Raw genomic sequence first — 11291 nt, forward strand, 5'->3', positions numbered from 1 at the left:
TCTCGACCGACGGTCTAGACGATCCCATCCTGAATAGGAAATTGGCGCAACGAAAAAGCGCGCCGGGTCGCCCCAGGCGACCGACAGCGCGCTTCATCATGTCCTCACGGCCGGGGCCGCGCAGAAAATTACTGGTTGCTCTGACGATTGAGGAAACGGGGAATGTCCACGCCCGGCGCCGCATCGTCAGCACCCGGCGCCTTTTCCGTGCCACGGGTCAGGCCGGCCATACGCTCGAACAGGGTGCCACCAGTGGCGACCCGCGGAGCCGGCGCGGCGGGAGCGACAGGCGCGGGCTGTTCGGCCGCTTCGGCGCCGAGGATCAGTTCGTCCTGGCCGGCATCCTCGTCGTCGAACACGGCGGCAGGCTTGGGCGGCGAAAAGGCGGCCGGCGCCGCGACAGGTGCTGCCGGCGCAGGCGCAGCGGGAACGTCCAGTTCCAGCGTTTCGGGCTGCGGCGCCGGAGCAGGCGCGGGCGTCGGCGCGGCGACCGGGGCCGGCTGGGCCGCAACGGGCGCCGGCTTGGGTGCAGCGGCCTGCGGCACCGAAACGGACGGGCGATTGGCGAAGCTGAACGGCTGCGTCAGCGGCGCGGCGTTGCCGCCGGCTTCCGCTTCGATGCCAGTCGCGACCACCGACACGCGGATCTTGCCATTGAGGCCATCGTTGAACGCGCTGCCCCAGATGATGTTCGCGTCCGGATCGACCAGTTCGCGAATATGGTTGGCGGCTTCGTCCACTTCCATCAGGCGCATGTCGTCGCCACCGACGATCGACACGATCACGCCCTTCGCACCGCGCATCGACACACCGTCGAGCAGCGGGTTGGCGATCGCCTTTTCAGCGGCCTGAAGCGCGCGGCCGTCGCCTTCGGCTTCGCCGGTGCCCATCATGGCCTTGCCCATTTCGCCCATCACCGACCGCACGTCGGCAAAGTCGAGGTTGATGAGGCCCGGCATGATCATGAGGTCGGTGATGGAGCGAACGCCCTGTTGCAGCACTTCGTCCGCCATCTGGAACGCTTCCTTGAAGGTCGTGTTCGGATTGGCGATCAGGAACAGATTCTGGTTAGGGATGACGATCAGCGTATCGACATGCTTTTGCAGCTCCTCGATACCCGCATCGGCCGACTTCATGCGACGGTTGCCTTCGAAGGTGAAAGGCTTGGTCACGACGCCGACGGTCAGGATGCCGCGATCGCGCGCAGCCTTTGCAATGACGGGGGCCGCGCCGGTGCCGGTGCCGCCGCCCATGCCGGCGGTGATGAAGCACATGTGGGCGCCGTTCAGCGCCTCTTCTACCGAAGCGATGGTTTCTTCAGCAGCAGCCTTGCCGATTTCGGGGCGCGAACCGGCGCCCAGGCCTTCGGTGATTTGGGGCCCGAGCTGAATACGCCGTTCGGCCGGCGAGCTGTTCAGCGCCTGCGCGTCGGTGTTCGCCACGATGAAGTCCACGCCTTCGACCGAAGCGGCAATCATGTTTGCGATGGCATTGCCGCCCGCGCCGCCGACGCCGATGACCGCGATGCGCGGCTTCAGTTCGTCCACATGCGGTGGGCTGATTTCAATGCTCATATATTTGCTCCCTCAGCTTCCTCGTCAGGAAGCAACGCCGTCACTAAATGTTAACACCAGAAAATAGAGTATTTCACCCCCTATTTTCGTCTAAATCCAAATTCGTTCAATAGTTGGTCTTCATCGCGCGCATCATGCGCTGCCACCAGAGCGGCGCCCCCAGACGATGCACCGTTTGCGGCGCAGGCGCCATCGTGCGGAGATCAACCGGGTTGGAAGCGCCATAAAGCGCGAGTCCCGCCAATGTCGCGAAGGCCGGCCCACTATGCGCTTCGGGCAGTGCGGACAAGCCCCTTGGTCGTCCAACGCGCACGGCACGGCCCAGAGCGCCCTGCGCATAGTCGGCAATGCCCTTCATTTCCGCGCCGCCGCCGGTCAGTACGACCTGACGCCCGGTGGAATTGAAGCCCATGCCGGCCAGCGCCGCATTCACTTCGGTCATGATCTGGTTCAACCGTTCACAGATGACGCCGACCAGCGATGCGCGGGTAATCTTGCCCCCTTCCGCATTGGGACCGGCGGCCTGCCCCGGAATGGCGGTTTCGCCATGGGGCGGCGCAATCTCGATCATCTCGCGAAAATCGCGCGGGTTCTGCATCGCCGAGCCATAGAAGCATTTGATCCGCTCCGCCTGGCTGCGGCGGATACCGAAGGCCGACGCGATATCATCGGTGATATCCGCTGCCCCCAGCGGGATCGAATGGAGGCCGACCAGCATGCCGCCGGCATAGAGCGACACGTTGGTAACGCCCGCGCCCATTTCCACCAGCGCCACGCCCAGATCGCGCTCCTCCTCCGACAGGCAGGCAAGGCCGGTCGCGATCGGCGAGGCGACGATGGAATTGACGTTGAGATAGGCGCCACGCACGCACAGGTCGAGATTGGCGAGCGGCGCGCCGTCGGCCAGCACGACATGGATGTCGACGCCCAGCAAATCGGCATGCATGCCGAGCGGCTTCTTCACCGGCACCTTGCCATTGATGGTGAAGCAGGTCGGCTGCGCATGGAGGACGATGCGACCGTCAGGGTCGATGCCCTGCTGCCCGGTGGTCAGCAGATCGTCGATATCGGGCTGTTCGATGCGGTACCCGCCCATGTCGCGTTCGACCGTGACGACATCACTGACCAGAGAGCCTCCCGAGAAGCTGACCCAGACATCCTCGATATTGGTACCGGCGACCCGTTCGGCCTGCTCCACCGTTTCGCGGACGGCCAGTTCGGTGCGCTCCATATCGGCGATGAAGCCGCGACGCACGCCACGGCTTTCCCGCTGACCCGTGCCCAGGATCGCGAGTTCGCCGGTGTCGGTGCGACCTGCGATCAGCGCCGACACTTTCCAGGAGCCAATGTCGATCGCGGTAATGAGCTTTTCGACCTTGGGCTGCGCCATCTTGTCTTAGCCTTCCTCGCCTGCGTCCGGCGCCTTGGCGGTGGCCGCTGCGGCGTCGGTCGGCTTTTCCTCGACCTTGCCCTGCGGCAGGCGCAGGACGAACCGGTCGGGATCGCGCATGTCGAACTTGACGATGCCCCGGCCTAGCAAACGGTTGACACCGTCCATCCGCGCGAAATTCACCAGGGCCCCCGCAGAATCCTTGTCACCCTCCGGCAGGGAGAGCGTCTCACCCGATTGAAAGCGCAGATCCCAGCGACGGTTCCCGACCCAGGTGGCGCCGGCCAGCATGGGCTTGAGCGCAGGGGCATTTTCCATCAGCCGGTTGAGGCCGGCGGTCTGGCGATTGGCATTGGGGCCGACGACCAGCGGCAGGTCGGGCATGGCGCTGGCCGACACGGACTGGAGCACCACGCCCTGCACGTCGATCAGATGCAGCTGCCCCTCATGCTGCCACACGGCAACGGGATCGCGCTCGACGATATCGACCACCAAAGTATCGGGCAGGCGGCGGGAAATACGCGCATCCTTGACCCAGCCAAGCTTCAGCATGTCGGCCCGCACCTTGGGCAGGTCAAGCGAGAGCATGGAGCGATCCACCTGACCCAGCGCGATGTTATAGACGGGGAGTTCGTCCATACGCTCGACGCCGCGCACCTCGACCTTGTCGACCTCGAAACCGGCGCGCGCAGCGATGTCCGCAGCCTGCTGCCGGGCCATGCCGGGCAGCCCCGCAAAGATCGCGATGGCGACGACGATCGCGCCAAAGATGCCGACGATCGCCCAGCTGGCCATGCGTTGCAGGGTCGCTTCGCTGACCGGCAACATCTCGACCAGCCGGTCAAGGCTGCTCTGGCGCTTGAGCGCGCGGCCACGGCCGCCTTTCGTCGTCCTGCCCTTTACGCTGCTCAGCCGTGCGGTGCCGCCGCGCCGGATGCGTGCCTCAGCCATCCTGTTTTCCCCCGGCGCGGGTCAGCGCCTCCTCGACAATAGTCTCTACCAGCGTCGCATAGTCAATGCCCAGCTTGGCCGCCTGTTCGGGGACGAGGCTGAGCGGGGTCATGCCCGGCTGGGTATTGACCTCCAGCAGGTACAGCCCCTCGACGCCCTGTTCGTCGTCCCAGCGGAAGTCGGAGCGGGATGCGCCCTTGCAGCCGAGCAATTGATGCGCGCGCAGGGCCAGCGCCTTGCAGGCTTCGGTGATCTCGGCTGGAATCCCGGCAGGGCAGACATGTTCGGTCATGCCGTCGGTATATTTGGCGTCGAAATCGTAAAAGCCGCTCTTGGGGCGCAGTTCGGTGACGAGCAGCGCTTCATCGCCCAGCACGGCCGTCGTCAGTTCGCGACCGCGAATATAGGGTTCGGCCAGCAGTTCGGGGAAATCCTGCCACGGCCCAACGCTGTCGCGGGCGATGGGGTTGCCATAATTGCCTTCCGCCGTGACGATGGCGACGCCGACCGAACTGCCTTCATTGACGGGCTTGAGCACATAGGGACGCGGCAGCGGATCGGCGGTAAAGAGGCTTTCGCTCTGCACGATATGGCCGCCGGGCATGGGGATGCCATGCGGCACCAGCGCCTGCTTGGTCAGTTGCTTGTCGATCGCGATGACCGATGTGGCAAGGCCGCTATGGGTATAGGTCAGGCCCATCAGATCCATCATGCCCTGTACCGTGCCGTCTTCGCCGGGGACGCCGTGAAGGGCGTTGAAGATGACGTCGGCTTTCGTTTCAGCGAGGCGCGCGGCGACATTGCGATCCATGTCGATCCGCGTGACTTTGTGGCCGCGCGATTCCAGCGCCTTGGCCACGCCCTCACCCGACGACAGCGAAACGGGGCGTTCCGCCGACCAGCCACCCATCAGAACGGCGACATGCCAGGGACCACGGGTCATGCGATTTGCTCCAATATAGTCGTCATGCCAGCGCAGGCTGGCATCTCACTGCCTTCAGGTGCAGCGAAAGAAGAAAAGCGAGATCCCAGCGTCCGCTGGGATGACGGAGTGAGCGTATCACGCGTCACTTCACCAACCCCACGACGTCTTTGTCGCCGTCGGCGAACATGCCAACCCGCTGGATTTCCCATTCCAGTTCGACGCCGCTCTTTGCCTTCACGCGGCGGCGGACTTCTTCGCCCAGCGCTTCGATGTCGGCGCTGGTGGCGTCGCCCGTGTTGAGGAGGAAATTGGTGTGCTTTTCGCTCACCTGCGCGCCGCCCAATTGCAGGCCGCGACAGCCCGCTTCGTCCACCAGCGCCCAGGCCTTGTGCCCGTCCGGGTTCTTGAACGTGGACCCACCCGTCTTGCTGCGCAGCGGCTGGCTTTCCTCGCGCGCGGTGGCGATGCGGTCCATTTCCGCCTGAATCGCGGCGGGTTCGCCCGGTTCGCCCCGGAAGGTCGCGCTGACCACGACCGCGCCGTCGGTCAGGTTGGAATGGCGATAGGTATAATGAAGGTCGCGATGGAGCAGCGTGATCTGCTCGCCTGACCGCAGCACGACCTCGCACGACAGCAATATGTCGGCCGTCTCACGCCCATAGGCGCCGCCGTTCATGCGCACGAAGCCGCCGACCGTGCCGGGGATGGAGCGCAGAAATTCGAGGCCCGCTATCCCCGCGTCGCGCGCGGTGGAGGACACGAGGATGCCCGATGCGCCACCGCCGCAGACCAGCGTGGTTTCATCGAGCCGCTCGACCTTCGCGAAGGGCTTGCCGAGGCGCACGACCACGCCAGGTACGCCGCCATCGCGGACGATGAGGTTGGAGCCAAGGCCAAGCGCCATGACCGGCACATCGGGATCGAGCATGGCGAGGAAATCGGACAGGTCGTCCGCATCCTTCGGCTCGAACAGCCATTGCGCGACGCCGCCCGCCTTGAACCAGACGAGCGGCGCCAGCGGGGCGTCAGCCTTGAGCGTACCACGAACGGGCGGGAGGGCCGTCATCGTCGTCAACCGCGCATGCCCCACAGGTTCATCCAGTTCTTCATGGCTTTCATGCCCGCCTGCCCTGCGTCATGCGCGGCAAGGCTGGTCTGGACCTGCTTCTGCGCGGCCTCCACCATGTCGCGGGCGACCTCCACGCCCTGCATCTGGGCGTCGATCATGCGCTTCTGCATTTCCAGGCCGACGGCGAACAGTTCGAACATCAGGCCGGCTCCTTCGCCTTGGACACGGCCGCCGCGAGGCCCGCCGCCCATTTGGTGATGTCGCCAGCGCCGAGGCAGATGACCATGTCGTCGGGCTGGATATCGGCGGCGACAAGCCTTGCCAGATCATCGGCATCGGTGACGGTCGAAGCGTGGCGATGGCCGCGCCGCTTGAGCCCTGCAACGAGCGCGCCGCTGTCCACGCCCTCAATCGGCTGTTCGCCCGCCGTATACACCGGCGCGGCATAGACGATATCGGCGTCGTTGAAAGCCTGCTGGAACTCGTCCATCAGGTCGCGCAGGCGGGTGAAGCGGTGCGGCTGGACCACGCCGATGACTCGGCCTTTCGCGCCTTCCCGCGCGGCGGCGAGGACCGCCTTGATCTCGACCGGATGGTGGCCATAATCGTCGATGACGATCGCCTTTCCACCCGCCACGTCGATCTCTCCGACCTTGGTGAAGCGGCGCTTGACCCCGCCGAACTTCGAAAAGCCGGTCTGGATGGTCGCGTCTTCGATCCCCATTTGCAGCGCCACGCCGATCGCCGCCATGGCGTTCAGCACATTATGGCGACCGGGCATGGGCAGTTCGATCCCCTCGATCCGGCGGATGGCGCCGTCGCGCTCGCGGATCTGGATGTCGAAGCGATTACCGCCGGGGATCGGCTGCACATTTTCGCCGCGAATATCGGCCTGCGCCGAAAAGCCATAGGTGACGATCCGGCGGTCCTGCACGCGCGGCAGGATGGCCTGCACTTCGGGATGGTCGAGGCAAAGCATCGCCGCGCCATAGAAGGGGACATTGCCGACAAATTCGACAAAGGCGTCCTTCACCCGATCGAAGCTGCCATAATGATCCAGATGTTCCGGATCGATATTGGTGACGACCGCGATCGTGCCGTCGAGGCGCAGGAAGCTGCCGTCGCTTTCATCGGCTTCCACGACCATCCAATCGCTGTTGCCGAGGCGCGCGTTGGAACCATAGCTGTTGATGATGCCGCCGTTGATGACGGTCGGGTCCACCCCGCCAGCGTCCAGCAGCGCCGCGACCATCGAGGTCGTGGTGGTCTTGCCATGGGTGCCAGCCACCGCGACTGTCGATTTCAGGCGCATCAGTTCGGCCAGCATTTCGGCGCGGCGGATGACGGGGACGCGGTTTTCCAGCGCCAGTTCGACTTCCGGGTTGCCGCGCTTGATAGCGGTGGAGGTGACGACCACGGCGGCGTCACCCAGATTTTCGGCCTTGTGGCCGATCATCACCTTGATCCCCTTGGCGCGCAGACCTTCCACGACATAGCCTTCCGCCACGTCGCTACCCTGAACGCTGTAACCCAGATTGTGCATCACTTCGGCGATGCCGGACATGCCGATGCCGCCGATGCCGATGAAATGGATCGTGCCGATGTCTGTGCCGACACCCTTCATGCGGGAACTCCCTGGAGGTTAAGCGTGGTCGGGGTCGGACCGACCTTGACCGGATCATTGACGATGGGGGCATGGCCGATACTTTCCAGCAGGTCGGCCATGTCGCGCGCGGCATGGGGGCGGCCGCAGTTGCGGGCGCGCTTGGCGGCATTTTGCAGCGCGCCGGGTTCCAGCGCCATCTTCTGCATCTGCTTGGCGAGTTCGACGGCGGTGAAGCGGGCCTGCGGGATGGTGCGCGCACCGCCGGCTTCGGTCATTTCCTTCGCATTGGCGGTCTGGTGATCGTCCATCGCGCTGGGCAGCGGGATCAGGATGGCGGGGCGGCCGGCGCAGGTGAGTTCTGCCAGCGTCGATGCCCCTGCCCGCGCGATCACCAGATGCGACCAGCCCAGTTTCTCGGGTACGTCGTTGAAATAGGTGGCGAGGTCGGCGGGGATTTCCATCTCCGCATAGGTCTTGCGGACGCGCTCGATATCCTCGGCACGGCATTGCTGCGTGACTTGCAGGCGACGGCGCAATGCGACCGGCAGCATCGACAGACCTTCGGGGACGACGCTGGACAGGATCGAAGCGCCCTGGCTGCCACCAATCACGAGCACGCGAAAGACGCTTTCGTCGGTCAGCGCGGGGAATTCCTCCTCGCGCAGTTGCTTCACTTCTTCGCGCACCGGATTGCCGATCAGGTGGACCTTGCCCGCATAGGCGCTCTTGAGCCGCTGGACGTCGGGATAGGCGGTAGCGATGGCGTCCACCCGGCCGGACAGGATGCGGTTGACGCGGCCCAGCACGGCGTTCTGTTCATGGATCGCGGTCGGGATGCCATCGGCCAGCGCGCCGAGCAAAGCGGGCATGGCGGGATAGCCGCCAAAGCCGACCACGGCGGTCGGGCGAAAGGTCTCGTTCAGGCGGCGCGCCATCGCGCGACCCGCAAGGATCGCCTTCAGCGCGCCGGGCCAGCTTAGCGGGTTCTTCGTCATGCGGCCGGCGGGCATGATGTGAACTTGCGCCTTATCGAAGATGCCGGGGATCTTCGCGCCGCGCTCATCGGTGACGAGGGCGACATGATGGCCGCGCGCCATCAGTTCCTCGGCCACGGCATGCGCCGGAATCATATGACCACCCGTCCCGCCGGCGGCGAGGACGAAGTGACGGGAAATGCTCATCGACCACTCCATTTGACGACCGTGTGCCGACCCATGAAGGGGTTGCGCCGCGTGAATGCGAGCAGCAGGCCGACGCCGATACAAAGCGCCAGCATAGAGGAGCCACCGTAGCTGATAAAGGGCAGCGTCATGCCCTTTGACGGAAAAATCTGCGCATTGACGCCCATATTGATGATCGCCTGCAAGCCGAACTGGGTGGTGAGGCCGGCGGCGGCGAGGATGGTGAAATTATCCTCCTCATCCAGCAGGCGCAGCAGCACGCGCACGACGATGGCGAGATAGACGCAGGCGATGGCGATGCAGGCGAGCAGGCCGAACTCCTCCCCAATGACCGAGAAGATATAGTCGGTATGGGCTTCGGGCAGGCGGAACTTGTTCTGGCCGCCACCCGGCCCCACGCCGGTAAAGCCGCCATGGGAAATGGTGCGGAAGGCAAGGTCCGTCTGGTCCGGGCCCGCGTCCAGCTGGACACCGATGCCGAGGAAGTCGTTCACGCGCTGCCGGCCATTTTCATAGAACATATAGACCGCGACCAGCCCCGCCAGCGCCACGCCCCCCATCGCGCCGATGAAGCGCATCGACACGCCCGACAGCAGCAGCAACACGCCAAGGCAGGCGCAGAAGATCACCGTCTGACCGAAATCCGGCTGGCGCATCAGGACCAGCGCAATCAGGCCGGTGACGCAGAAGCTCAGCGGCACGACCGGCAGGCTCATATCCTTGGCGCGCAACGACAGCAGCCAGGCAAGCGCCACGACGAACACGGGCTTCAGGAATTCCGACGGCTGGAAACGGAAGCCGGGAAGGTCGATCCAGCGCTTCGCCCCGTTCACGGTCGATCCCAGGATCGGCACGCACAGCAGCATGATGAAGAAGAAGGCACAGCCGAAGATGGCCAGTCGCCGCGCCTGCGGCCGGGGCAACATGGAAATGATGAGCATGATCGGCAGACCGATGAACACCCACATCAACTGGCGATAGAAATAGATGAGCGGGTTGACCGCAACCGAAGCGGTCGACCGATCGATCGCGGCCACGGGGGATGCAGCCGCGACCGCGACCAGCCCGATCGCCATCAGCGTGACGATCAACGACAGGAGGACGCGGTCGATTTCCCAGAACCAGATGGCGAGCGCCGTCCGTTCGCGCGGCACGGTGCGGGTCTTGAAACCCTTCACCAGTTCGCCAGCCTTGAACATCCGTGTCGTCCCTTCCCTGCCCATCATGTCGCCCCCGACTTGGTGGTTTATTCCCCAGAGGATTCCAGCGCCGCGACGGCCGCAGCGAAGGCATCGCCGCGCGCTTCGAAATCGCGAAACTGGTCGAAACTGGCGCAGGCGGGCGACAACAGCACCACATCCCCCGGCTGCGCGATGCGCGCGGCGCGGCGGACGGCGGCGCTTAGCATTTCACTGTCGTCCACCGCCATATGGGGGCGGAGCAGATCGGCGAACATATGCCCCGCTTCGCCGATGGTATAGGCGTGCGCGATGTTAGCGAAATGGGGGACGCACTCGTCCAGATTGTCCGACTTGGCGACGCCACCCAAAATCCAGTGAATGCGGGGCTTGCCGTCGATCGCGGGCCACGCGGCGAGTGCGGGCGCGGTGGAGGCGGCGTTGGTCGCCTTGCTGTCGTTGACGTAGAGGACGCCGTTGTGGGTGCCGACCGCCTGCATGCGATGCGGGAGCGAGGCGTAGCTGGTGAGGGCGCTCTGACGCTGATCCCAATGGATGCCAAGCTCCATTGCGACAGCGTCGGCAACCATCGCATTTTGCGCGTTATGCGGACCCTGCAACGCGGGCCAAAGGTGCTGATAATGTTCGGCGAAGTCGCCTGACGCAACGCGAGTGCGACTGCCAGCGCCAATTAGAAATTCGTCGTCGGAAGGATCGAACAAGCGCGCAACTAGCGGATCGTCGACAGATGCAACAGCAACATGCTCAAAGGACTGCATCGCGAACAATCGCATCTTAGACGCGACATAGCCTTCAAACCCATCATAGCGGTCCAGATGGTCCGGGGTGATGTTGAGCAGCACGGCGACGTCGCAGTCGAGGCTGTGGGTCAGGTCGATCTGATAGCTGGAGAGTTCCAGCACATAGACGCCCACGCCATGCAGGTTCGGCTCCAGCGGCGGCTGGCTCAGGATCGGCAGGCCGATATTGCCGCCCATAACCGTGGGGAAGCCGGCCTGCTCGATGATATGGTGGATCAGCGCGGTGGTGGTCGACTTGCCGTTGGTGCCGGTGATGCCGACGACCTTGTGCGGCGGCAGTGTCGGGCGGGCGAGTGCGAACAGTTCGATGTCACCGATGATCGGCACGCCCGCGATCTTCGCGCGCACGGCGATGGGATGCTTGTTGAGCGGCACGCCCGGCGACACGACGATGCCGTCGAAGCCGGACAGGTCGATCTCCATAGGATCGCCCAGTTCCGCTTTGTCCGCCACCAGCGCGCGGGCTTCCTCCCGACTGTCCCAGGCGACGACGCGGGCACCGCTGGCCACCAGCGTGTCGACCGTGGCGAGGCCCGAACGCGCAAGGCCGAGGACGGCGTAGGTCTTTCCGGCAAAGACGCTCGAAACGATCATCC

10 protein-coding genes are annotated in these 11291 nt (G+C 64.7%); all 10 read right to left on the bottom strand.

Annotated elements, in window-relative coordinates; all coding sequences use genetic code 11:
• Window positions 1-128 precede the first annotated feature (128 nt).
• The 10 genes from ftsZ to murD all read right to left on the bottom strand — a co-directional run bounded on the left by ftsZ (window position 129) and on the right by murD (window position 11289).
• Window positions 129-1574: a cell division protein FtsZ gene (gene ftsZ / locus ACNHGR_RS09610; RefSeq protein WP_475285700.1), complete on the bottom strand. Its 1446-nt coding sequence runs from the start codon at window positions 1572-1574 to the stop codon at window positions 129-131.
• A 106-nt stretch (window positions 1575-1680) separates the two neighbouring features.
• Window positions 1681-2964: a cell division protein FtsA gene (gene ftsA / locus ACNHGR_RS09615; protein ID WP_184266775.1), complete on the bottom strand. Its 1284-nt coding sequence runs from the start codon at window positions 2962-2964 to the stop codon at window positions 1681-1683.
• Between the two features lie 6 nt (window positions 2965-2970).
• Window positions 2971-3915, bottom strand: coding sequence for a cell division protein FtsQ/DivIB (locus ACNHGR_RS09620; RefSeq protein ID WP_475285703.1), 945 nt, complete (start codon window positions 3913-3915; stop codon window positions 2971-2973).
• Window positions 3908-4858 carry a D-alanine--D-alanine ligase gene (locus ACNHGR_RS09625; protein ID WP_475285704.1) on the bottom strand — a complete coding sequence of 317 codons (951 nt, stop codon included), beginning with the start codon at window positions 4856-4858 and terminating at the stop codon, window positions 3908-3910. Before ACNHGR_RS09625 ends, ACNHGR_RS09620 begins: the two co-directional genes overlap by 8 nt.
• A gap of 124 nt (window positions 4859-4982) precedes the next feature.
• Window positions 4983-5906, bottom strand: a complete 924-nt coding sequence (gene murB / locus ACNHGR_RS09630) for a UDP-N-acetylmuramate dehydrogenase (RefSeq protein WP_475288376.1) — start codon at window positions 5904-5906, stop codon at window positions 4983-4985.
• Window positions 5907-5911: 5 nt separating this feature from the next.
• Window positions 5912-6109, bottom strand: coding sequence for a hypothetical protein (locus ACNHGR_RS09635; protein ID WP_184266781.1), 198 nt, complete (start codon window positions 6107-6109; stop codon window positions 5912-5914).
• On the bottom strand, window positions 6109-7533 hold the full coding sequence (murC, locus tag ACNHGR_RS09640) for a UDP-N-acetylmuramate--L-alanine ligase (RefSeq protein WP_184266783.1): 1425 nt from the start codon (window positions 7531-7533) through the stop codon (window positions 6109-6111). Before murC ends, ACNHGR_RS09635 begins: the two co-directional genes overlap by 1 nt.
• Window positions 7530-8696, bottom strand: a complete 1167-nt coding sequence (gene murG / locus ACNHGR_RS09645; protein ID WP_475285706.1) for an undecaprenyldiphospho-muramoylpentapeptide beta-N-acetylglucosaminyltransferase — start codon at window positions 8694-8696, stop codon at window positions 7530-7532. The genes murC and murG overlap by 4 nt, the downstream gene beginning before the upstream one ends.
• Window positions 8693-9895, bottom strand: a complete 1203-nt coding sequence (locus ACNHGR_RS09650) for an FtsW/RodA/SpoVE family cell cycle protein (protein WP_475288377.1) — start codon at window positions 9893-9895, stop codon at window positions 8693-8695. Before ACNHGR_RS09650 ends, murG begins: the two co-directional genes overlap by 4 nt.
• A gap of 47 nt (window positions 9896-9942) precedes the next feature.
• Window positions 9943-11289 (bottom strand): UDP-N-acetylmuramoyl-L-alanine--D-glutamate ligase, encoded by a 1347-nt coding sequence (murD, locus tag ACNHGR_RS09655; protein WP_475285708.1) that lies wholly within the window; start codon window positions 11287-11289, stop codon window positions 9943-9945.
• Between the last annotated feature and the right edge of the window lie 2 nt (window positions 11290-11291).

It is taken from the genome of Sphingobium sp. RS1, assembly GCF_056156825.1.